The sequence below is a fragment of the Marisediminicola sp. UYEF4 genome (assembly GCF_040546025.1).
Lineage (GTDB): Bacteria > Actinomycetota > Actinomycetes > Actinomycetales > Microbacteriaceae > Marisediminicola.
In genome coordinates this window covers 40,298-60,987 of the sequence record NZ_JBEPNA010000002.1, presented here as the reverse complement: position 1 = coordinate 60,987, position 20,690 = coordinate 40,298, and the positions used below count along the sequence as shown (strand labels likewise).

Sequence of the window (20,690 nt, the reverse complement as noted above, 5' to 3'; positions counted from 1 at the left end):
TGCTGCGGGGGATCTAAATGGTGCTGGCTGGCTGGAGCGGGGTGCGGATGACCCGCACTCCACCGGCCGGAACGTCGACCGTGTGATCGACCTGGCCACCGCGGGTGAGTTCGGTACCCGTGGCGGGATGGCTGATGGGCTCGTCGGTGTGGTTCATGACGAAGAGGTAGACATTGTCGGCGGAGGCCCTGCGGATTACCTCGACGCCGGGCGCGCCGGCCAGGCGGGTCGGGTTCACTCCGGCCTCACCGCTCGCCCGCACGAGCAGGCGCCCGAGCGCCCCGGACTCGAGCGCCGTGCCGAGGTACCAGGCGACGCCGTCTCCGTGCCGGTTCCTGGTGATCGCGGGCACTCCGGCGAGCGTGCCGTCGGCGTAGGATGCGATGACCTCGGCGCCGCGCGCGTGCATCCACTCGGTCCAGATCGTCGCGGTCGAGCCGTCGTCGAGAGCGACGGTGTCTCCGTGTCCGAGGGGGAAGAACTCCTCGGTGACGACACCGAGCATCTCCTTGAACGCGCCGGGGTACCCGCCGAGCAGGATCCGGTCGTTCTCGTCGACGATGCCGCTGAAGAAGGTCACGAGGGCGTGGCCGCCGCGGGCAACGTAGTCCCGGATGCCGCGCGCGGCATCCTCCGTCACGAGATACAGGCACGGGACGACGACGAACCGGTAGGCCGACAGGTCGGCGCCCGGTGCGACGATGTCGACGGTGATTCCGGCGTCCCAGAGCTCACGGTACGCGCGGTGCACCTGGTCGAGGTAGCGCAGGTCGCCGGAGGGGCGCGACTCGAAGTCGACGGCCCACCAGGCGTCCCAGCTGAAGACGATGGCGGCATCCGCGACGACCCGGGAGCCGGCGACCTCGCCGAGCGCGCCGAGCACGCGGCCGAGTTCGAGCACGTCGCGCCAGATGCCCGTGTCGGTGCCCGCGTGGGGCACCATGCCGGAGTGGAACTTCTCGCTGCCAGAGGCCGAGGCGCGCCACTGGAAGAAGCAGATGCCGTCGGCGCCGCGCGCGAGGTGCGAGAGCGAGTTGCGCACCATCTCGCCGGGACCCTTGGCGATGTTGCGCGGCTGCCAGTTGACCGATCCTGTCGCCTGTTCCATCAGCACCCACGGCCCGCCGCCCGCGAGGCCTCGCGTGAGGTCCGCTGCGAAAGCGAGCTCCTGGTGCGGGTCGTCGAGGCGGTGGTCGAGGTAGTGGTCGTTGGCGATCACGTCGACGTGGGGCGCCCAGCTCCAGTAGTCCTGGGTGCGGATGTGGGCGGTGATCATGAAGTTCGTGGTGACCGGAACCGCGCTCAGCTCGCGCAGCACGCCCGCCTCGGCGAGATAGTAGGAGAGCAGCTCGTCGGAGCTGAACCGGGAGAAGTCCTGCGCCTGGGTGGGGTTGGCCGCGGAGAGGGTCGCCCGGGGCGGGAGCACGTCGGCCCACTCCGAGTAGCGCTGGCTCCAGAACGCCGTTCCCCACGCCTCGTTGAGGGCGTCGATCGACCCGTAGCGGCGCTCGAGCCAGCCGCGGAACGATTCGGCCGAGACATCGCAGTAGCAGAGGGCGTTGTGGCACCCGAGTTCGTTCGAGACGTGCCAGAGGCGCACCGCGGGGTGGCTGCCGTAGCGCCTCGCCACCTCGGTCACAAGCAGGAGGGCGTGTTCGCGGAAGACGGGCGAGCTCGGGCACCAGGCCTGACGGCCACCGGGCCAGCGGCGGGTGCCGTCGGCGGCCATCGGCAGGATCTCCGGATGCTGCCGCGTGAGCCACGGGGGAGGGGAGGAGGTTCCGGTGCCGAGGTTGATGCCGATGCCGTTCTCATGCAGCAGGTCGACGATCGCGTCGAGGCCGGAAAAGTCGAACTCGCCGCGGCGCGGCTCGAGCACGGCCCAGCCGAAGACGTTGATCGCGACGAGCGTGACGCCGGCCTCGCGCATGAGCCGCACGTCGTCGTTCCAGACCTCGCGGGACCACTGCTCGGGGTTGTAGTCGCAGCCGTATTCGATTCCGACGGAGGCGAACCGGCTGCGGACCGCCGGTGCGAGGGCGGCTGCGGGCGCGTGGTCTGTCGTCCTGGACAAAAAGGGCCTCGATCGTCATTGGTCTGGCTGTGCGCTGCGGTGCGGATGCGGTGCGTGCGGTCAAGCGTAGGTCTGTGAACGTTCCCAGACTGCGAAAAAAAGAAATTCGCAGCTGCTCTGTGAACGATCCCAGAGTAGCCAGTCGCGTTTCGATTTGTCAAACACATTCCCGACGAACTCCGCGGGCTGCACCACGCGGCCAGCATCCACGCGAGCACTACAGTGAGTTCATGGCCACTGGTGCTGCGCGTCCGCGCCGAGCGACGATCCACGATGTCGCCGCGGAGGCCGGGCTCTCGCGCGGGACCGTCTCCCGCGTCATCAATGCCGAGCGCTACGTCTCCGACGACGCGCGCGTCGCCGTGGAGGCCGCGATCGCCAAGGTCGGGTACGTGCGCAACACCGCCGCCCGCAACCTCAAAACGCAGCAGTCGCACGCGATCGGGCTCATCGTGCACGAGCCGCACTCCCTCTTCCTCGAGGACCCGGTGATCGGCGCGATCCTGCTGGGTACCAACGCGATCCTCTCGGAGGCCGACTACCAGCTCGTCTCCCTCGTGATCGACTCCGACCGCGACAGCGACCGGGTCGCCGAGTACCTCAGCGGCGGCTTCGTCGACGGTGTCATCATCATCTCGGCCCGCTCCGGTGACCCCATCGCCCACGCCGTGGTCAAGCTCGGCATCCCCGCGGCGTTTGTCGGCCACCCGCCCGACATCGAGGGCATCCCCTTCATCGGCATCGACAACTTCGCCGGTGCGAAGGCAATCACCGAGCGCCTGCTCGCCACCGGGCGCCGGCGGGTCGGAATGATCGCGAGCGCCCTCGACCGAGACTCCGGCCAGGACCGCCTGGCTGGCTTCCGCGCCGCGCTCGGCGACGCCTTCGACCCGAGCCTCGTCGTCGACTACCCGCTCTACTCCCACGGCACAGGGCTGAGCGGCATGCGCGAGCTGCTGAGCCGTGCCCCCGACATCGACGGCGTCTTCGCGGCATCCGACTCGATCGCCGCGGGCGCACTCGACGGCCTGCGCGAGGCAGGGCGGCACGTGCCGGACGACGTCGGCATCGTCGGGTTCGACGACAGCGCCTGGGCGCTGCGCTGCCAGCCCACACTGTCGACCGTGCGGCAGCCCGCCGACGCGCTCGGACGCCTCGCGGCCGAGCGGGTGCTCTCGCAGCTGCGCGGCGAACAGGTACCGGACTCCGGCACCCTCCTGCCGACCTCGATCGTCTGGCGCGACTCGGCCTGAGCCGTCTTAGCCGGCAAACTCCCGAACCCAGTGCGCGAGGAACTCGGCTCCGGCTTCGTCGTGGATGAGGTCACCCTGCGTGATCACCCGATACGGCTTGTCCGGGATACCGTCGGCAGGGCGCACATCGACGTGCGCGACGTCGAAGCCGTTGTGGTGCAGGTGGTCCGCCATGCCGTAGTCGCTGCGCGAGTCGCCGACCGTGCGCCAGAGCCTCGGGATCGGCCCCGAGTCGGCCAAGAGCAACAGGGCGCGCTCCGCGCCGAGCGCCTTGCCCAGCGCTACCCGTTCAATGTCGGTCGAGATCACGGTCGGCTCGATCCGGACGGATACCGGATGCGCGCTGGAGCGTTCGCCGAGCTCGGCCCCGACGCCGTGCCGCTCGAGAAGGTCGAAGGCGTCCGCGGCGAACCGGTCGCGCTGCGGCAGGAACTCACCCGGGGTGACGTCCGTTCGCTGTTCGAGCGACACCATCGCGTGCTTGCCGTCGTCCCAGAACATCGTGTCGCTGTACCGCGCGTCGAACAGGGCGCGCAGCTCGGCGACGATGCCGGCGGGCAGCGCGAGGCTCCGGTCGACCTGCACCCCGGCGAAATTCGTCATCGTGGCACCGAACCAGACGGCGCCCTTCTCGCACACCCCGAAGACACGCGCATCCATGGCGAGGCCGGCCGCGAGCATGGGCTTGACCACCTGGTCGCGGATGAACACGTCGGAGCGCCCCGTGTTGAACACAACAGGGATGCCCCGGTTGGCGAGAGTCACGAGGTCTTTCGTGATCGTCTCGATCGCGATGGTTCGGGTCACGGGGCTCGCGATGGGACCGTCGACGTCAAGCAGGAGACCGAGGGGAGGCGTGGCGATAGTCACGTCCCCATTCTTCCAGTGCGCGTGGTCGACAATGTGACCATGGCCACGAAATCGACACTCACCCAGCACTGGAACGCCACCTCGATCACGTTTCTCGTGCTCAGCATCCTCGGCCTTCTCGGCACGCTCGCCTTCAACGTGATCGCAGCAGCATCGGGGCGCGACTTCCTCGGCGACTGGTTCGGGTCGGGCCCGGCTGTCGGCTCGCTCGGGATCGATCTGCTCATCGTCGCGATCGCCGGCAGCGTGCTGATCATCGTGGAGGCGAGGAGGCTGGGGATGAAGCGGGCCTGGCTTTACATCGCACTGTCGGCGCTGACCGCGTTCGCGTTCACCTTTCCGCTGTTTCTCACCATGCGCGAACGCCGCCTCGTCGCCCTGTCAATGGGTTGAGTCCACCCCATCGCGGGTGTTGCGTTGGGACTATCGGCGGATTGCCTGCTGCAGCGCTGGGGGAGGGAGCGAGCAATGACACCCACATCGACCCCGCCCGCACCAACACCGAACGAGCAGTCGGAACGGCGGGCGCGCGAGACCGATCCCACGCTCGTGCGCAACCAGCCCGCCCTGACCTCCTCGAGCGGTCTCGCGTGGATCATCGTCGGCGGGATCCTCACCGTCACCGCCATCGCCGTGCTCGCCCCGCTCATCGGACTGGGCCCCCCGGGTGTCGCGGTCGTCGGAATCGTCGTGCTCGCCGCGATCTACCTCGTCATGGTCGTCGTGCGATTCACGACCACGGGGGGCCGATTCCGCCTCGCCATCATGGCAACCTGCATGATCGCGATCGCCGTCGTCGGGCTGGTGACGGTCGGCATGATCACCGCCGACGAGTGGAGTGTCGTGCGCTGAACCGGGTTTGAGTGAACGGGGGCACCCCGCGACTGCAGGGTACCGGGACACGGATCGCGCAATAGTTGCGCGGCTGACGTACGATCGCAACCGCGGGGGGTCGCATCGACTCGTCGTGGACTTTCGGGGGTCGAGCACAGTGGGTAAATTCGTCGACGCAGTCGTGCGCCCCTTCATGAAGCTCGCCTACCTCACCGCCGCCACCACGTGGTACGATCTTCCTCGCCCAACGGGGTCGACGGGTGCCCACGCCTCCGGCGCCGACCCGCTGAGAGTGCTGCTCATCGGTTGCGGTCCCGCGGTCGGCTTCGGCGTGCTCACCCACGACCTCGCACTGCCGGGGGGAATTGCCAGGCAGCTCTCCACCGAGACGGGCCGGGGAGTCGACGTCGACCTCATCGTCGACATCGAGCTCACCGCCCGCGGCGCTTACTCCCGGCTCGACGAGACGATGCTCTCCCGCTACGACGCCGTCATCGTGATGCTCGGGCTCTTCGACGCCCTGACCCTGGCCCCCGCCGCCCAGTGGCGCATCGACATGAGCGCACTGCTCACCCTGCTCGAATTCGAAGGTGCGCCGTGCCTTCGGACGTTCGTGCTGTCGGTGCCCCCGATGCCCGAGATTCGGATGCTGCGCCTGCTGCCGGCCTGGATCGCCAATCGCCACGGCCGTGCACTCAACGCCGAACTGCCACTCGCGTGCGAGGGGCACCCGCGAACGTCGCTCCTGCCCTTCCCCCCACAGCCCGCAGAGGAGACGTCGAGATTCCGGGGACCGAAGACTTACCGCGCCTGGGCTCGGGCGATCGCCGTCCCCATCGCGGCGCAACTGACACGCCCCGACGACGCGGCCCCGCCGGTCGATTGGGCTGAGGAAGAGGAGCGGATTCGCGCCCTCGACCGGCTCGAAATTCTCGACAGCGCCGCCGACAGTCGGTTCACGCGTGTCACCGATCTGGCGCAGAGCATGTTCGGCACAGCGGCCTCGGCGATCACCTTCATCGACCGGGACCGCCAATGGTTCAAGGCCCGGTCGGGATTCGAGCTGTCGGAGATTCCGCGCGACGGCGGCTTCTGCGACTACACGATTCGCGCGGATTCTGCATTCGTCGTCACAAACGCGGTCCTCGATGGGCGGTTCGCCGACAATCCCTTCGTGACCGGCTATTACCACGTGCGCTTCTACGCCGGGTACCCCATCGTGAGCCCAGAGGGCCAGCGTGTCGGCGTGTTCTGCATCTACGACACGCGCCCGCGCGAGTTCTCCGAGGAGGAGGCCGTGATGCTCCGCAATCTGGCCCTGCTGGTGCAGGACGAGCTCTGGGCCGACAGCCAGCAAGCAGCAGTAAAGTAGCGCAACGCCCCGACCCGACCGACCCCACGGATGCCAGATGGCCGTCTCGCTTCGCCTCCTCTCGATAGGGCTCGTTGCCGCCTCGAGCCTCGGCCTCGCCTCCTGCGGCGCTGTGCCGATCCGACTCGGCCCCTCGGCCCCTGCCCCCGACTCGTCGGTCACCGAGTTCTGCTCCGACTTCACGCTCGCGGGCGGGGACGCCTCCACCGTCGGCCCTCTCGAGCTCTCACTGCCGAAGGATCAGCTCCACGACAAGATCCGGGTGAAGCTCGAGATCATGAATGGGCTCGAACCTCCGGTCGTCATAGCCCAGGTCTGGGCGAACTATGAGGCCTACTTCACGCGTGCGCAACTGGCCCTGGCCGACCAGGTGTCGGGCGCGGCGCTCCACGACGACGATGTCATCCAGACCGGGCTGGAGCTGTATCCCCAGTCGAGGATCGTGCGCAACTTCTATCTCACGAACTGCGCCGCGAAGCCCTGATCAGACCAGGGACCCCAGCCACAGCCCGAGCGCCGCGGCGAGCACGCTCGCGACGATCATCCCGACGCCGACCGCGAGCGCGGCGCCGTAGCGGCGGTCCCCGACCAAGCGCACCGTCTCGAAGCTCGCGGTGCTGAAGGTCGTGAAACCGCCCATGAGGCCGACGCCGAGCACGGTGAGGGCTTCCGGCGGCACCACCCGGCCCAGCGCCAAGGCCGTGACGAGGCCGAGCACGAACGAGCCGGAGACGTTGATCACGAGGGTCCCGATGGGAAGGGTGGAGACGCGGGACCTGATTACGCCGTCGAGCACGAACCGCAGCGCGGCGCCGACGCCGCCCGCGGCGGCGGTCAGCAGGAACAGGAGCGGGGTCACCGGTGCCCCCGTTTCCGGTCGACCAGCGCGGCGAGCACGATACCCAGCCAGGTCGCGAGCGCCCCGAGCACGAGGGTGCCCAGTGCGTTCAGCAGCGCGAGCGCAGGACTGCCCGCAGCGAGCAGCACGCTGTCGGTCGCGAGGGCGCTGTAGGTGGTGAACCCGCCGAGGAACCCGGCGCCGAGCAGCAGCCGGATGCGCCGGCGCGGCCCCTCGTCGGCGCCGCGCCGGGAGAGCGACTCGAGCAGGGCGCCGAGCAGCAGGGCGCCCGCGACATTGATGCCCATGATGGTGGCCGGGAACCCGTCGGCCGGGGGGATGATAAGCGTGAGCGCGGCCCGGGTCGCAGTGCCGAGGCTGCCGCCGACGAACACCAGCCCGATGAGCGCCCAGTTCGCCCACGCGGGGCGCGCCTCAGCCACTGTCGCCCGTGCGGCCGTGCAGCCGGTCGATCTCGCGCCGCTCCCGCTTCGTGGGGCGCCCGGCTCCGCGATCACGCTGCGCGGCGACCGGGATCGTCTCACGCGGCGGGGGCGGGGGCGTCTGGTCGAGCAGGCACTCGGCGGCGGCGGGTGCGCCGACGCGCTTGCGGATGATCCGCTGCACGACGACGATGCGCTCGAGGTCGCCGACCCGCACCCGCACCTCGTCGTCGATCCGCACGGCCTGCGCCGGCTTGACCTTCTCGCCATTGATGCGCACGTGGCCGCCGCGGCAGGCCGCCTGCGCGAGCGACCTGGTCTTCACGAGCCGCACGGCCCAGATCCAGCTGTCGACTCGCGCGCTCGCTGCCGTCTCCATGTCTCGACTCTACGTAAGTCGCGCGCCGGGGTCAGGCCGCAGGGGCGCGGCTGCGCCCGATGCGGCTGACGGCGATGCCGATGGAGGCGATGACGACGATGAACCCGGCGATGCCCAGCACGTAGACGAACACGCCGAGAGCACCGTTCGGTCCATCGGGGATAAGGAACGGATACGGGTACCAGCCCGTCGCGGCGCCGCGCACGAGCGTGAGCGCGACCCAGGCGAGCGGGTACACGACGGCGAAGAACAGCCGGTTCCAGCCGAGCCGGTGGCGACCCGGCGTGACCAGGAAGTCGATCGCGGTGAAGATCGGCACCCACACGTGGATGACCTCGTTGGGCCACTGCACTCCGACGAATCCGTCACTGACGATGTCGCGAAGGAGCACATTGTAGACGACGCCCGTGACAACCGCGTAGGAGAGGATCGACACCCGTAGGGTCGTGAGCAACTCGGAATCGCGGCGGCGACGCAGCGCGATGACGCCCGCGACGATCAGCACGACCACATTCATCAGGCTCGTCTGGATCGTGAAGTAGCTGAAGTACTCGCCTGGAAGAAAGGCATCGTTGAGCGACTGGTCGACGATCTGGGTGATGATGCTGGCCAACACCAGCAGGCCGACGACGATGCGCGAGGCACCGACCAGCCGGCGGGGCAGGGTCGGCGCGGGACTCTCCGGATACGACGCCGGGTCGGCGCGGTCGCTCGTCGTCTGGCTCACTGCTTGAGACTAGCGTCACGGGGCACTCAGCGGTCCCAGTCGACGCGACCCCATTCGACCCCGCAGTCAAGACGGCGGCAGCGATAGGCGGCGTTGTCATCGGCGACCACCGGCCCGCCGATCGCGATGAGCCCGGAATCTGCCGCGGCGAGCATCTCGCTGCTCGCCGTTCCGTGCACGATTTCCAGGGGATTCGTGCTGTCGCACTGGGGACAGCGTTCGTCGATGAGATGCGGATAACTGGGCATGGGTTCCTCCGGCCAGGGATGAAATTGCGGTTACTTCACTCAATCAGCAGCCACCGACATTGGTCAGCGCGGCAGACCTCACCCACGCTGCTGCCAGCGCGGGGGCGGTACTCTCGTCTATTGATCCCCGAGCCCCAAGAAGAATTGACGGATGCGCGACAGCCCCATCTCAGCGACGCCCTACGAGGTGCTCGGCGTTCCTCCGACCGCGAGCACCGAGGAGTTGCGCCGCGCCTACCGGCGCATTCTGCGGGAGACGCACCCGGACACGGGAGGAACCGCCGCCGAGTTTCACACCGCGCAGTGGGCGTGGGAGCGCATCGGAACACCCGAGGCGCGCGCCGCCTACGATCGCGGCGCGACCAGGAGCGAACCCGCCCATGCGGCGTGGGCGGCACCGTCGGCACGCAAGCCCCGGGACTCCCGGCCGCTCGCTCGGTCGCACGGGCATCCGGGCGGCTGGCGCCGGGAACGCTATCTCAGCCTCATCCGCGAGTGGGCGGGCCGCGGGGTCGCGCTGGACGATCCCTACGACTCCGCGCTCGTGCGCTCGGCGCCGCGCGACATCCGTCATGTGCTCGCCGACGCTCTTGCGGAGGAGGCGAGCGCGCGCCTGCTCTCCGAGCTGGGCATCGCGTTCACGATCTGGCACGACGTGGCGACGGATGCCGCGGGCGGCGGCCCAGCTCAGAAGCTCGACCACATCGTTCTCGGCCCGAGCGGGCTGTTCGCCCTGCTCTCCGAGGACTGGGGAGCTGCGGTCGCTGTGCGCAAGGGGGAGATCGTGGGGGAGGCAATTGGTGCGGGGGAGCGTCCACTTCACGCGCTGTCGCTGCGTGCCCGGTCGATCGCTCGTGCGGCGCGCGTCCGCTTCACCGCGCTCGTCATCGTTGTCCCTGACGACCAGACGGAGGAGTCCCTCACGGTCGTCGGCCGCGCGCGCGGCGTGCCGACCCTCCTCGTGCAGCGCTCCCGGCTGCAGGACCTCGCCCGAGCCGGGCTCGCGGGCGTGCCGCCGATGGGCGGTAACGAACTCTTCGATGTGCGCACGAGGCTGTCCGCGGCGATCCGATTCGTCTGAGTGCGCGCGCCACGCGGTGCCGGGTCAGTGCGCGTTGCCGCCGGCGACCAGGGGCCATTCGGTCAGGCGCTGACGCAGCCCTGCCTGCTGCACCACCACCGTCGTCAGCCGAGCCGGAAGCCCGAGTCTCCCGTGGGTTCGAGCTCAGTCACCTCTATCGAGCTGACCTCCGCCCACCGCGGCCCCGTGCGCAGCCAGCGGAGGAGTTCGCCGACCCCGGCGGCCGGGCCCTCGGCCTCAACCTCGACGCTGCCGTCTGGCCGATTGCGGGCGAAGCCGGTGAGCGCGAGCCGCCCGGCCTCGGCCCTCGTGTTCGCCCGGAAGCCCACTCCCTGCACCATCCCGCGCACGATCACCCGTGTGCGCACGGTCCCAGCATCCACCACTCCACGCTAGTCCGCCACGGCGCGCCCGTCACGGCCGGTCGGCCTCGTGTAGTGCCGGGCGGGGTGCCCCCTCGACGCCACGCGCCTAGGCTGACCTCATGCGGCGATTGCTGACGACGACTCTGATCATGGCGAGCGTGCTCGCCGGCCCCGCGATTCCCGCGACGGCGGGCCTCGGCCCGGCTGGCGGAACGGCGAGTGCAGAGTCCGCGGCGCGCGGCGTCGCCGACGTGCAGGACTTCACCTTCGCCTCCTACGAGGCCGATTACTTTCTCAGCCAGGCGGAGGATCGCACGTCGCGGCTGACGACCGTGGAGACCTTCGTCGCCGAGTTTCCCGACTTCGACCAGAACCGGGGAATCATCCGCTCCATCCCGCTCGACTACGACGGTGTGCCGCTCGAGCCGAGTGTCGACTCCGTCGTCGACGCCGACGGCGATGCCGTGCCCTACGAGGAGTCGGAGATCGGAGGGTTCCTCGAACTCGCACTCGGCACCGACGACTATGTCCGCGGCACCCAGACCTACACGATCAGCTACTCGCAGATCAACGTCGTGCGCTCCTTCGCCGACACCTCCGCCGACGAGTTCTACTGGGACACCAACGGCACCGGATTCGACCAGCCGTTCGGCCGGGTCACCGCACGGGTGCATGTCGCCCCGGGGATCTCGGGCGAGCTCACGGGGCAGGCCGCGTGCTACGTCGGCGCGCAGGGCTCGACCGACCCGTGCGACCTCGTGACGACACCCGACCCGGGCGTGCCGGGCGGCGAGTTGTTCACCGCGAGCGCCGAGAACCTCGGATCGGGCGAGAACGTGAGTGTCGCGATCGCATTCACCCCGGGCAGCTTCATCACGCCGGAGCCGCCGCAGCCATCGACCCTGGCGGTCTGGGCCTCGATTGTCGTGATGGTGCTCGCGGGTTTGGGGTCGATCGCCGCGATCGCCGCGCGCGTCGCCGGACCACGGGATGCTCGCGGTCGCGGCACGATCATCGCGCAGTACAGCGTGCCCGACGGCGTCAACCTGCTGCTCGCGGGCGACATCGCGAAGCGGCCCTCGACCTCGATGGCGGCGCAGTTCGTCAGCCTCGCCGTTCGCGGCAACCTCCGCATCATCGAACGGGGCGACGACTTCGCGCTGCAGTTTCTGCACGACCGCGACCTCGACGAGCAGGAGACCGAGGTGATGGAGGCGCTCTTCGGCCGGACCCCGACTCCCGCCCAGGAGCGCAACCTGGCAAAACCGAGCCAGAAGCTCGCCACGAAGCTCAGCTCGATTCGCACCGCCTCACGCAAGCGGGCCATTGGCGCCGGGCTGCGCGAACCGGTCAGGACGCGGGCACGCTGGGTGATCCTGGCGGTGCTCGCAGCCATCTTCGCGCTGGCCGCCGTCGTGGTCTTTCTCGATCTCGTCCTCTCGCCCGCGCCCACCGGATGGGCGTTCGCCGCCCTGTTCGTGAGCGGGTTCAGCCTCGTCATCGGCGGGCTGAGCGCCATCCGGCCCGCCGTCCTCACAGACACCGGCGCGGACCTGCGCGACTACATCACCGGCCTGCGGGTGTACATCACACTCGCCGAGGCCGACCGGTTCCGGGTTCTGCAGAGTCCGGAGGGTGCCCTGCGGGTGGACGTCGACAACCACCGCCAAATCGTGAAGCTGTACGAGAAGCTGCTTCCGTGGGCGGTTCTCTGGGGTGTCGAGAAGGAATGGGCGCAGGAACTCGCGGTGCAGTACGCCGACGAAACGCCCGACTGGTACGTGGGCAGCTCGCCGTTCACCGGCGCCTACTTCGCCGGCGCGATGACGGGATTCCGCTCGGCCGCGACGTCCGCGTCGGCACCCGCGAGCTCGGCATCCGGCAGCTCATCCGGGGGCTCCTCGGGCGGCGGCTTCTCCGGCGGCGGCGGGGGAGGCGGGGAGGAGGAGGCCGCTGACCCGCGACCGGGATAAACTCGCACTCGCTCGAGGCGCAGGCCGCGCCGGAGAAGTCCGACTGGAGTCACCCATCACCACGACAGCTCAGCGCCCGGCCCTCGGCACGCGCATCGACCGCTTCTTCTCGATCAGCAAGCGCGGGTCGACGACCAGCCGCGAGATTCGCGGCGGCCTCGTCACCTTCATGACGATGGCGTACATCGTGATCCTCAACCCGCTCATCCTCGGCGGGTTCAGCGGCGACCAGGCCACCCTCGACGTCGAGGGAAACTGGCTGCAGGCCGGCCAGGTCGCCGCGGTCACCGCGCTCACCGCCGGCGTGATGACGATCCTCTTCGGGCTCGTCGCGAATCTCCCGTTCGGCCTCGCCGCCGGGCTCGGGATCAACTCGTTCCTCGCCGTGAGCGTCGTCGGGCAGGTCACCTGGGCCGAGGCGATGGGCCTCGTCGTAATCAACGGCCTGCTCATCGTCCTGCTCTCGGCGACAAGCCTGCGAGAGATGATTTTCAAGGCGGTCCCCGCGCAGCTGAAGACCGCGATCACCGTGGGCATCGGCCTGTTCATCGCGTTCATCGGTCTCGTCGACTCCGGCTTCGTGCGCTCGAGCGGCGCCGCATCGCCGCCCGTGCAGCTCGGCGATGCCGGCTCTGTCACCACGATCCCCACCGTGATCTTCATCCTCGGCCTGCTCACCATGGGCGTGTTGATGGCCCGCAGGGTCAGGGGGGCACTGCTCATCGGCATCCTCGCGACCACCGCCGTCGCCATCGCTGTGGAGGCGATCTTGGGGCTCGGGCCGTCGTTCTCCAACCCGGGCGGGTGGAGCCTTAATGCCCCGGTGATCCCGGAGTCGATCGTCTCGCTTCCCGACCTCAGCCTCATCGGTGCCTTCAGCTTCGGAGCATTCGAGCGCATCGGAATTCTCGCCGCTGTGATGCTCGTGTTCACCCTCGTGTTCACCAACTTCTTCGACGCCGTCGGCACCCTCACCGGACTCACCCGCGAGGCCGGCCTCGCCGACAAGAAGGGCAACTTCCCGCGCCTCAAGTCGGCACTCATCATCGAGGGAATCGGCGCCGTCGCCGGCGGGGCGACCTCGTCGTCGTCGAACACGATCTTCATCGACTCCGCAGCCGGGGTCGGCGAGGGAGCACGCACGGGACTCGCCTCGGTCGTCACGGGCGGCATGTTCCTGCTCGCGATGTTCTTCACCCCGCTCACCCAGGTCGTGCCGCTCGAGGTGGCCGGCGCCGCCCTCGTCGTCGTCGGCGTGCTCATGATGTCGCAGATCAAGGAGATGGACTGGAGCGAGTTCTCGGCATCGCTCCCGGTCTTCCTCACGATCATCGTGATGCCGCTCACCTACTCGATCGCGAACGGCATCGGCGTGGGCTTCATCTCGTGGATCGTCGTACGCTCGCTCTCCGGCAAAGCGCGGGAGGTCTCGCCCCTGCTCTGGATCGTCGCGGTCGGATTCCTGGTCTATTTCGCCCGCGGACCCATCGAGATGCTCTTCGGCGGCTGAACCGTTTGCCCCCGACGGGGGATAGGATTCCTCCGTTAGACGAACTCGACGAGATCTAAGAGGTTGTTCTGTTACGAGTCATTAGCTACAACCTCCGCAAGAATGCGGCGAGCGGCGAACTCACCGATCTGGTGAACCGCTTCGACCTTGATGTGCTGTGCCTGCAGGAGTGCGACACGCTCGCCCTCCCTGCCGAGCTCGACAACCTCCACCTGGCCGACTCCACCAAGCGAAACCGGCTCGGGCTCGCGGTCTACTACCGCAAGGACCGCTTCACGGCCCAGTCCACCCAGGCCTTCGCGCTCAAGAAGTCCCTGCACGACAGGGTCCTCGCGCCGGCGCACGAGCGGCTGATCGGCACGCGCCTGATAGATGACGAGTCGCAGCAGGAGCTCGTGGTCGCATCGTTCCACGCGGCGCCGCTCACCGCTCTCAACTCGCTGCGCCGCAACCAGATCAAGGCGGCGCACGCCGAGTTGCGGGGCCTCGGCGACCTGCCGACCCTCATGGTCGGCGACTACAACTACCCGTATTTCAAGGACAACCTGAGTGCGCGGGTCAAGGAGTCCGGCTACGACCTGTCGCTGAGCGACACGTCGACCTACACCCGGTACAAGTTCTTCAAGGGGCACTTCGACTTCGTGACCTCGGTCGGTCTCGACATCGACAACGTCGAGACGCTGCCGAGTGGAAAGTCCGACCACATGCCGATCCTGGTCACGGCCCAGTACTCTGCCGCCGAGCACGTAGCCTGAGGCACGGCCTGAGGCGCACCGCTCAGGCAGCGCTCGTGGCGTGCTCGCGGCCTCCGACCGCGTGGGTCGTGACGATCGTCGTCGGCGTGACCAGCAGGAGGTCCAGCCCACCCTCGTGCAGCAACGGCACGAGCTCCGACCTGCCAGCTTCCGCGGTTTCGCGCACCCGTTTGATGAAGATCTCGCTCATGCTTGGGTCAGTGTGAAATTCGCGCCCGCCCCAGTGGATGCGAACGTGCCGCTCGAGAAGCCTGCGGTGTTTGAGGGTCATCTGTCCACTGTCGGCGTTCGCGAAGCGCGCAGGTAGGGGCTTTCGGCCCAGCCGGGGCGCGGCCAGGACAGCGTGGGACTTTGTTCCCTGTTCCGCCGCCGTCCGTCGAGATGCACTTGATCTCGCGACCGTCGGCCCGGCTCGGACCCGGTGCGAAGACAACAGCGAAGACAACTGCGAAGACAACTGCGAGAACACAAGGAGATCCACCATGACAGACATCGTGAGACGAACCTCACGCGAGGTTTTCGACCCGATCCGGCGCTTCATCGAGGGCGACTGGGAGTCGGCCACGATCCGCGTCGAGGAGTTCGTTGACGGCACCACGCAGGTCGTCCGAGCGGAGATGCCGGGAATCGACCCCGAGAAGGATGTCGACGTCTCGGTCGCGAACGGCGTGCTTCACATCAGGGCGCAGCGCGAGGAGAAGAGTGAGGAGAAGTCCAAGGACGGCTACCGCTCGGAGTTCCGCTACGGCTCCTTCACCCGCGACATCCCCCTCCCCGAGGGCATCAAGGATGACGACATCACCGCGTCGTACCACGACGGGGTGCTCGAGGTCAGGGCGCCGGTTCCACCGCGGGCCCAGACCCAGGCCCGAAAGGTGCAGATAACTCGCGCATAGCCGAGCGTCAATCGCTACTGGCAGGGCACGGTGGGGCTCGCAGGCATCGTCGACGGTGCCCGGCCAGATCCGCCCGGGACATGGATAGGGCCGGACCCGACCTGTGGTCGAGCCCGGCCCTCGGGTAAATCGTTAGGTCAGCGCAGCACTCCACAGGCGGCCGGGTCGGTCGCCTCAGCCGGGAACGCCGGGTCCAACTCGCTTGCGCCCTCGTCACTGAAGCTGTAGGCGCCGTCAGCGTCGTAGTCGAGCCCGTGGATCACCACCACACCCTCTCCTTCACGGATCGAGTCGGCGATCTGCTTGGCCGTTCCGGCACCGCCCGCGTAGCCGGTTCCGGCGACGTCGGTGAACTCGATGTTGTCGCGGCTGTAGTCGAGCATGCCGCCGGCTGCGACTGGGTAGCGATCTACAGCGAGCAAGCTCGCCGGGGTGGTGTCGCCCGTCGTGGTGAGCGAGACGACGACAGGACCATACGCGGGCAGACCCTCGACGGTGTTGATCCGACCGTCGCCGTTATCGTCCTGGAGCAGCGTCGGGCATTCGTTGAGTGCCTGGTTGCCATAGTGGATGTGCTGCGCGTGCGGAGCGTCCGGGGTCAGCCCCTCCGCGTGCACCTCGATGTGCTGGATCTTCTGGTTCCGCACGATCGCGGTCGCGGTTCCGGACGCTCCCGAGCCGTTCAGCTCGCTCAGCGTGGCGGTGAGGGTGACGGTCTTGTCTGCTCCTTTTCCGCGCGGTGCTTCGGGGTTTTGGGCGGATGCTGCGCTTGCTCCGACCGACGTCGCTGCGAACAGCATCAAGACTGTTGCGCCGAGTGTCGTCATTGACTTTTTCATCACGGTTTGCTCCTAGGTGAGCGATCTGCGGGCGGGGTCCCGCGGGTTGCGGAGTGTTCGGAGCCCTCGCACGAATGGATTGGGATGGAGCGCCTCGGGCACCGCGCCCGGGTCAGGTCAGGTCACCCGGCCATCGTCGCCCTCGTGTAACCGACCGGCTTCCACTTCTGAACCGGATCCAACCACGGCGGGGCAAGCAGCCAGGGCTTGCCGTTGACCATCTTCAGCGTGAACCCGGAGGCGTGCAGCCAGGTGTGATGGGTGCCACACAGAAGCACACCATTGTCGATATTGGTCTCCCCGCCCGCCTCATACTCGGTGACGTGATGCGCGTCACACCATCCCGGTGGAGCCCCGCAGTTGATGACACAGCCCCCGTCGCGCACCGCGAGCGCCTTGCGTTGAGCCGTCGAGAACAGGCGCTCGGGCCGCCCCAGGTGGAGCACCTCGCCGTCATCGCCGGGCACGATCTTCTGGTGCCCGCCGTCGCAGGCCATCCGGCCGACGGTGACTGCAGAGACGGGCTCGGCCACGTCGTCGAGCCAGCCCACTCCCGTGCCGCTCTCGAGGTCTTTGAGCTGGACGACGGCCATGACGGTCGCGAGACTGCGCATTCCCGCCGGGGCTCGTTCGCTCGCCCGGATTCCGGCCGTGAGCAGACCGATGACGACGTCGTGCTGGCGCTGTTCCCGCGTCCGCGGATCGCGCATCGTGATGACCTCCTCCCCATTGTCGTTGGTGCTCGTCTGGGTGCCTCGCGCGATGTCCTCCTCGCTGAGGAAGCGGGGCGTAGCGCCGGGCGCTGCGGCATCCGAGAAAGCAGCACGCAGCAGCGCTGCGGAGGCCGGATCGAGTGCGCCGGAGAACGGCGTCATCCCTTCCACCTCGCGGCCGAGCGAGAAGCGCCGTCGCGCTCGAAGCACCTCCTCCCGCGGCTCGGCGCCGTCGGGGTCGAGCGCCTCCCGCCACACCCGCGCGTGGAGGCCGACGATGTCGGCGGGCTCGACCGCCGCGGTGTCGACGAGGGATTGCTCCGCCGCATCGAGGTCGTCCATGTTGGCGTGCCGCTCGGCGGCCTGGCCGAGGCAGCGGATGATGCCCGCCGCAGCATCCACCCCCAGCTGGCCCGCGGTCAGCGCCTCGGCAACGAGTGGGAATGCCGCGGGGAGCTGCTGGCCATCGAGCGCGAGACGGGGGCGCACGGCGCTACCGAGCCGTATGCGCCGCGCCGCCTCGGCCTGCGACACCCGGGTCAACTGCTCGATGAGGTGCACGGGCCGGCGGTGGCCGAGCCGATAGGAGAGCCCCTCGGAGCCGAGTTCGTGACGCGACCGATCCGCGATCTCGGCGGCAGAGGTCGCCCTGAGCGCGTCGACCAGCCGGCCGAGCTTTTCAACCTGCACCGTGATCGTGCACACCGTCTGATCGTCGACGCCGGTGAGCGCGACGGGCGCCGCCTTCGCGAGCAGGGCCTCGGCCTGCGCAATCAGGCGGGTGATCTCGTCCATGCCGACACTATCGCAGGAGCCACCGACATTGGGTTTAGCCTGATCAAGCGGAGTTTTTGCTGTGGACAACCCTCCCCGTTCAGCGCCTGCGGAGGAGAGGATGCGGCGCTCCGGGGCCGAGCGCGAAGGCAGGTGACGTCGCGGAGGCACGGGTGACAGTTACCCCGGGACGAAGGTCCGTTACCGCGCAGGCAGCGGCGACTCAGGCTTGACCACATGAGATTCCACTCGCGCGCCACACCGTCCTGGGGTTCCTTGCTCTGCTGGGCATAGTGCTCTCGTCCGCACCAGCCGCGGCGCAGCCGATACCGACATCCCCCGACCGCTACGGCACCGCCGCCGCGTTCGAGGCCTTCCCTGCCGGTGCAGACGTGGCGATCCTGGCATCGGGGGAGAACTTCCCGGATGCCCTGGCCGCGGCGCCACTCGCCGCGTTCTACGCCGCCCCAATTCTGCTCACGCCGAAGGCGGCGCTTCCTCCGGTCACCGCCGGCGCAATGGTCGAGCTCGGCGTCGCCGACGTGATCGTTCTGGGCGGCCCGGATGCCGTCAGTTTCGCAGTCACCAGCGCGCTCGACCTTGAATACGGGGTAACCAGAGTCGCCGGGGGATCCGGGGCCACCCGCACGGTTCAGGTGTTCTTCGCGAACGCCTCGCTCGGGGCCGAGTGCGACGACGCCTTCCCGGTGCAGCGCACTGTCGACGCCGCCGCATCGCTCCGCCCGGCCCTCGAGGCCCTGCTCGCCGGTCCGACCCCGGCGGAGCAGGCGCTCGGCTACGGCGCATGGTCCTCGTCCGCCACGGACGGGATGCTGAATGACGTCAGCATTACGTCGCGCGTCGCGTTCGCCGATTTCGACGACCTGCGCTCCATCATCCCGAACGCCTCGACCGCCTGCGGATCCGCGGGCCTCCTCGCCCATCTCGACTCGACAGCAACGCAGTTCGACACCGTCGATGACGCCCGCTACTCCCTCGTCGGTTCCGAGGTCGTATTTTACGAGTGACTGCAGATGACTCCGCCGAGCTGAACCAGAGGCCGAATCCGGCGGCCCCGCGAGGCAGCGCTTCCGACTGGCTTCCAGTTCTGCGCGGTCCGACATTTCGACGGCGGATGTTGCCATGACCGCGTCGTCCACGGGCTCAGGCTTCTCGACTCCTTCACGGGCTCGGCTTTCTGGGCGGGCCGCCGGATCAACGTTCACGAGCGAGGCGTGTCGGATCGTGTCGGCGCGCCGCGAGGGCCGGATCCGACTCTCTCAGTCGGGCCCGGCCCTCGGGTAAACCTTTGGCTCAGCGCAGCACGCCGCAGGCGGCCGGGTCGGTCGCCTCAGCCGGGAGCGCCGGGTTGAGCTCGCTCGCGCCTTCGTCACTCAAGCTGTACACGCCATCCTCGTTGTAATCGATCCCGTGGATCACGAGCACACCCTCTCCTGCACGGACCGCGTCAGCGATCTGCTTGGCCGTTCCGACACCGCCCCCGACGCCCGCCCCGGCGACGTCCGTGAATTTGATATTCGAGCGGCTGTAGTTGTACATGCCATCCTCTGCGACGGGGAAGCGATCGACAGCGAGCAGGCTCGCCGGGCTCGTGTCTCCCGTCGTGGTGAGCGAGACGGCGACGGGGCCGTACGCGGGCACACCCTCTACGGTGGTGAGCCGACCGTCGTTGTTCGCGTCCTGGGCCAGGGTCGGGCATTCGTGAAGGGCCTGATCGCCGAAGTGGATGTGCTGCGCGTGAGGCGCGTCCGGGGTGAGTCCCATCGCGCGCACATCGATGCTCCTGATCTTCTTGTTGCGCACGACTGCCGTCGCCATTCCGGATGCTCCTGAGTTGTTGAGTTGGCTGAGTGTCGCGGTTAGGGTGACGGTTTTGCCCGCGCCCTTGCCGCTTTCTCCGTCGGTGTTATGGGCTGATGCTGCGCTTGCTCCGACCGACGTCGCTGCGAACAGCATCAAGACTGTTGCGCCGAGTGTCGTCATTGACTTCTTCACGTTGTGCTCCTAGGTAAGCGATCTAACGGGTGGGGACCGCACAATACTCCATTTCTCCGAGATCTCGCCGTGCGCGAGGTCTCGATCGGTACGTCTGAGGCGGTCACGGGAGCCCGCTTGCCACGATTGCCTCGAGGTTTGCGACCAGCGCGGCGATCCCCGCTTCGAAGGCCGCATCGGGCCGGTTGTCCGCGAGGCCCCCACCGTGGAGCGCCTTGTGCAGGGCCGGATGCGCCTGCGGCTGCGTGACCCACGCCATGGCGGGGGACGCGGCATCCATCGCGGAGCCGAGCATGTAGCTGTCGATCACGGAGACGGCGACGATCACCGCACGGGGGTCGAACCCCTGGGCTGTGAGTAGCGCGGCGAGGCGCTCGTAGATCTCGAGAGTCGCCTCGTCGGTCACCGCCTCGCCCACGAAGATCGGGATGGCCTTCGCATGCTGGGCGAGTGCGGCCCGGTAGATCCTCGCCCAGCGCACCACCTGCTCTCGCCAGGCACCCTCGCCGGGCGGAAACCCGTCCTGTGCCAGCACGTCAGCGCTGATGAGCGACCTCATCCCGTTGATGATCTCGGGACGGCCCTGCACATGGTGGTAGATCGACGAAGGACTGACCCCGAGTCGGCGTGCGAGTCGCGGCAGCGTGAAGTCTCCCCGCTCGTCGACGAGCTCGAGCGCGGCACGGCAGATCTTCTCCGGGGACAGCAGCGGGCTGAGCGGCCTGCCCAT

The 20,690-nt window shown here is 68.5% G+C and carries 24 protein-coding genes; 11 read left to right on the top strand and 13 right to left on the bottom strand.

Features of this window, described 5'->3' with window-relative positions:
* Window positions 1–13: 13 nt before the first annotated feature.
* Entirely contained in the window at window positions 14–2,074 is a 2,061-nt protein-coding gene (locus ABIB15_RS03255; protein ID WP_502908904.1) for a beta-galactosidase, read from the bottom strand.
* A 230-nt stretch (window positions 2,075–2,304) separates the two neighbouring features.
* On the opposite strand from ABIB15_RS03255, the gene ABIB15_RS03250 reads away from it, so the two are divergent.
* Window positions 2,305–3,327, top strand: coding sequence for a LacI family DNA-binding transcriptional regulator (locus tag ABIB15_RS03250; protein WP_354475242.1), 1,023 nt, complete (start codon window positions 2,305–2,307; stop codon window positions 3,325–3,327).
* A 6-nt stretch (window positions 3,328–3,333) separates the two neighbouring features.
* Here ABIB15_RS03250 and ABIB15_RS03245 read toward each other — a convergent pair whose 3' ends face one another.
* Window positions 3,334–4,197 carry a hypothetical protein gene (locus tag ABIB15_RS03245; RefSeq protein ID WP_354475241.1) on the bottom strand — a complete coding sequence of 288 codons (864 nt, stop codon included), beginning with the start codon at window positions 4,195–4,197 and terminating at the stop codon, window positions 3,334–3,336.
* 39 nt (window positions 4,198–4,236) lie between these two features.
* On the opposite strand from ABIB15_RS03245, the gene ABIB15_RS03240 reads away from it, so the two are divergent.
* The 4 genes from ABIB15_RS03240 to ABIB15_RS03225 all read left to right on the top strand — a co-directional run bounded on the left by ABIB15_RS03240 (window position 4,237) and on the right by ABIB15_RS03225 (window position 6,887).
* Window positions 4,237–4,590: a DUF2834 domain-containing protein gene (locus ABIB15_RS03240; protein WP_354475239.1), complete on the top strand. Its 354-nt coding sequence runs from the start codon at window positions 4,237–4,239 to the stop codon at window positions 4,588–4,590.
* Between the two features lie 75 nt (window positions 4,591–4,665).
* Window positions 4,666–5,049 (top strand): hypothetical protein, encoded by a 384-nt coding sequence (locus ABIB15_RS03235; protein WP_354475237.1) that lies wholly within the window; start codon window positions 4,666–4,668, stop codon window positions 5,047–5,049.
* A 139-nt stretch (window positions 5,050–5,188) separates the two neighbouring features.
* Window positions 5,189–6,403 (top strand): GAF domain-containing protein, encoded by a 1,215-nt coding sequence (locus tag ABIB15_RS03230; protein ID WP_354475236.1) that lies wholly within the window; start codon window positions 5,189–5,191, stop codon window positions 6,401–6,403.
* Between the two features lie 37 nt (window positions 6,404–6,440).
* On the top strand, window positions 6,441–6,887 hold the full coding sequence (locus tag ABIB15_RS03225; RefSeq protein ID WP_354475235.1) for a hypothetical protein: 447 nt from the start codon (window positions 6,441–6,443) through the stop codon (window positions 6,885–6,887).
* Here the strand turns inward: ABIB15_RS03225 and crcB are convergent, their stop codons facing one another.
* The 5 genes from crcB to ABIB15_RS03200 are packed head-to-tail and all read right to left on the bottom strand — an operon-like array spanning window position 6,888 to window position 9,038.
* Complete coding sequence (gene crcB / locus ABIB15_RS03220) at window positions 6,888–7,262, bottom strand: fluoride efflux transporter CrcB (RefSeq protein WP_354475234.1); 375 nt, start codon at window positions 7,260–7,262, stop codon at window positions 6,888–6,890.
* Window positions 7,259–7,684: a fluoride efflux transporter FluC gene (locus tag ABIB15_RS03215; protein ID WP_354475233.1), complete on the bottom strand. Its 426-nt coding sequence runs from the start codon at window positions 7,682–7,684 to the stop codon at window positions 7,259–7,261. Before ABIB15_RS03215 ends, crcB begins: the two co-directional genes overlap by 4 nt.
* Complete coding sequence (locus ABIB15_RS03210; protein ID WP_354475232.1) at window positions 7,677–8,063, bottom strand: RNA-binding S4 domain-containing protein; 387 nt, start codon at window positions 8,061–8,063, stop codon at window positions 7,677–7,679. The genes ABIB15_RS03215 and ABIB15_RS03210 overlap by 8 nt, the downstream gene beginning before the upstream one ends.
* Window positions 8,064–8,094: 31 nt before the next feature.
* Window positions 8,095–8,790, bottom strand: a complete 696-nt coding sequence (locus tag ABIB15_RS03205; RefSeq protein WP_354475231.1) for a Pr6Pr family membrane protein — start codon at window positions 8,788–8,790, stop codon at window positions 8,095–8,097.
* A gap of 26 nt (window positions 8,791–8,816) precedes the next feature.
* On the bottom strand, window positions 8,817–9,038 hold the full coding sequence (locus tag ABIB15_RS03200; protein ID WP_354475229.1) for a hypothetical protein: 222 nt from the start codon (window positions 9,036–9,038) through the stop codon (window positions 8,817–8,819).
* Between the two features lie 151 nt (window positions 9,039–9,189).
* On the opposite strand from ABIB15_RS03200, the gene ABIB15_RS03195 reads away from it, so the two are divergent.
* The gene (locus tag ABIB15_RS03195; protein WP_354475228.1) at window positions 9,190–10,119 is read left to right on the top strand and encodes a J domain-containing protein; all 930 of its coding nucleotides are present in this window, start codon (window positions 9,190–9,192) and stop codon (window positions 10,117–10,119) included.
* A gap of 104 nt (window positions 10,120–10,223) precedes the next feature.
* Here the strand turns inward: ABIB15_RS03195 and ABIB15_RS03190 are convergent, their stop codons facing one another.
* The gene (locus tag ABIB15_RS03190; RefSeq protein ID WP_354475227.1) at window positions 10,224–10,502 is read right to left on the bottom strand and encodes an acylphosphatase; all 279 of its coding nucleotides are present in this window, start codon (window positions 10,500–10,502) and stop codon (window positions 10,224–10,226) included.
* A gap of 101 nt (window positions 10,503–10,603) precedes the next feature.
* Here ABIB15_RS03190 and ABIB15_RS03185 point away from each other — a divergent pair, with 101 nt between their 5' ends.
* The 3 genes from ABIB15_RS03185 (at window position 10,604) to ABIB15_RS03175 (ending at window position 14,722) form a co-directional block, all read left to right on the top strand.
* The gene (locus tag ABIB15_RS03185) at window positions 10,604–12,457 is read left to right on the top strand and encodes a DUF2207 domain-containing protein (RefSeq protein ID WP_354475226.1); all 1,854 of its coding nucleotides are present in this window, start codon (window positions 10,604–10,606) and stop codon (window positions 12,455–12,457) included.
* Between the two features lie 43 nt (window positions 12,458–12,500).
* The gene (locus tag ABIB15_RS03180; RefSeq protein ID WP_354475539.1) at window positions 12,501–13,967 is read left to right on the top strand and encodes an NCS2 family permease; all 1,467 of its coding nucleotides are present in this window, start codon (window positions 12,501–12,503) and stop codon (window positions 13,965–13,967) included.
* A 68-nt stretch (window positions 13,968–14,035) separates the two neighbouring features.
* Window positions 14,036–14,722: an endonuclease/exonuclease/phosphatase family protein gene (locus ABIB15_RS03175; RefSeq protein WP_354475538.1), complete on the top strand. Its 687-nt coding sequence runs from the start codon at window positions 14,036–14,038 to the stop codon at window positions 14,720–14,722.
* A gap of 22 nt (window positions 14,723–14,744) precedes the next feature.
* Here the strand turns inward: ABIB15_RS03175 and ABIB15_RS03170 are convergent, their stop codons facing one another.
* Window positions 14,745–14,912, bottom strand: a complete 168-nt coding sequence (locus ABIB15_RS03170; RefSeq protein WP_354475224.1) for a hypothetical protein — start codon at window positions 14,910–14,912, stop codon at window positions 14,745–14,747.
* A gap of 292 nt (window positions 14,913–15,204) precedes the next feature.
* Between ABIB15_RS03170 and ABIB15_RS03165 the strand changes: the two genes are divergently transcribed.
* Window positions 15,205–15,618 (top strand): Hsp20/alpha crystallin family protein, encoded by a 414-nt coding sequence (locus ABIB15_RS03165; protein ID WP_354475222.1) that lies wholly within the window; start codon window positions 15,205–15,207, stop codon window positions 15,616–15,618.
* A gap of 137 nt (window positions 15,619–15,755) precedes the next feature.
* On the opposite strand, the gene ABIB15_RS03160 is transcribed toward ABIB15_RS03165, so the two are convergent.
* Together ABIB15_RS03160 and ABIB15_RS03155 are read right to left on the bottom strand one after the other, a co-directional pair.
* Window positions 15,756–16,460 carry a hypothetical protein gene (locus ABIB15_RS03160; protein ID WP_354475221.1) on the bottom strand — a complete coding sequence of 235 codons (705 nt, stop codon included), beginning with the start codon at window positions 16,458–16,460 and terminating at the stop codon, window positions 15,756–15,758.
* Window positions 16,461–16,579: 119 nt separating this feature from the next.
* Window positions 16,580–17,965, bottom strand: coding sequence for an HNH endonuclease signature motif containing protein (locus ABIB15_RS03155; RefSeq protein ID WP_354475220.1), 1,386 nt, complete (start codon window positions 17,963–17,965; stop codon window positions 16,580–16,582).
* 272 nt (window positions 17,966–18,237) lie between these two features.
* On the opposite strand from ABIB15_RS03155, the gene ABIB15_RS03150 reads away from it, so the two are divergent.
* Entirely contained in the window at window positions 18,238–18,972 is a 735-nt protein-coding gene (locus ABIB15_RS03150; RefSeq protein WP_354475219.1) for a cell wall-binding repeat-containing protein, read from the top strand.
* Window positions 18,973–19,258: 286 nt separating this feature from the next.
* On the opposite strand, the gene ABIB15_RS03145 is transcribed toward ABIB15_RS03150, so the two are convergent.
* Both ABIB15_RS03145 and ABIB15_RS03140 read right to left on the bottom strand, forming a co-directional pair.
* Window positions 19,259–19,960, bottom strand: a complete 702-nt coding sequence (locus tag ABIB15_RS03145; RefSeq protein ID WP_354475218.1) for a hypothetical protein — start codon at window positions 19,958–19,960, stop codon at window positions 19,259–19,261.
* A gap of 103 nt (window positions 19,961–20,063) precedes the next feature.
* Window positions 20,064–20,690 carry a TetR/AcrR family transcriptional regulator C-terminal domain-containing protein gene (locus tag ABIB15_RS03140; protein WP_354475217.1) on the bottom strand — a complete coding sequence of 209 codons (627 nt, stop codon included), beginning with the start codon at window positions 20,688–20,690 and terminating at the stop codon, window positions 20,064–20,066.

Bases quoted from the DNA above. Each gene is read 5' to 3' on its own strand.
- ABIB15_RS03185 (WP_354475226.1), top strand. From the start codon at position 10,604: ATGCGGCGATTGCTGACGACGACTCTGATCATGGCGAGCGTGCTCGCC.
- ABIB15_RS03210 (WP_354475232.1), bottom strand. From the start codon at position 8,063: ATGGAGACGGCAGCGAGCGCGCGAGTCGACAGCTGGATCTGGGCCGTG.
- ABIB15_RS03235 (WP_354475237.1), top strand. From the start codon at position 4,666: ATGACACCCACATCGACCCCGCCCGCACCAACACCGAACGAGCAGTCG.
- ABIB15_RS03155 (WP_354475220.1), bottom strand. From the start codon at position 17,965: ATGGACGAGATCACCCGCCTGATTGCGCAGGCCGAGGCCCTGCTCGCG.
- ABIB15_RS03165 (WP_354475222.1), top strand. From the start codon at position 15,205: ATGACAGACATCGTGAGACGAACCTCACGCGAGGTTTTCGACCCGATC.
- ABIB15_RS03195 (WP_354475228.1), top strand. From the start codon at position 9,190: ATGCGCGACAGCCCCATCTCAGCGACGCCCTACGAGGTGCTCGGCGTT.
- ABIB15_RS03250 (WP_354475242.1), top strand. From the start codon at position 2,305: ATGGCCACTGGTGCTGCGCGTCCGCGCCGAGCGACGATCCACGATGTC.
- ABIB15_RS03225 (WP_354475235.1), top strand. From the start codon at position 6,441: ATGGCCGTCTCGCTTCGCCTCCTCTCGATAGGGCTCGTTGCCGCCTCG.
- ABIB15_RS03240 (WP_354475239.1), top strand. From the start codon at position 4,237: ATGGCCACGAAATCGACACTCACCCAGCACTGGAACGCCACCTCGATC.
- ABIB15_RS03170 (WP_354475224.1), bottom strand. From the start codon at position 14,912: ATGAGCGAGATCTTCATCAAACGGGTGCGCGAAACCGCGGAAGCTGGC.
- ABIB15_RS03140 (WP_354475217.1), bottom strand. From the start codon at position 20,690: ATGGGCAGGCCGCTCAGCCCGCTGCTGTCCCCGGAGAAGATCTGCCGT.
- ABIB15_RS03200 (WP_354475229.1), bottom strand. From the start codon at position 9,038: ATGCCCAGTTATCCGCATCTCATCGACGAACGCTGTCCCCAGTGCGAC.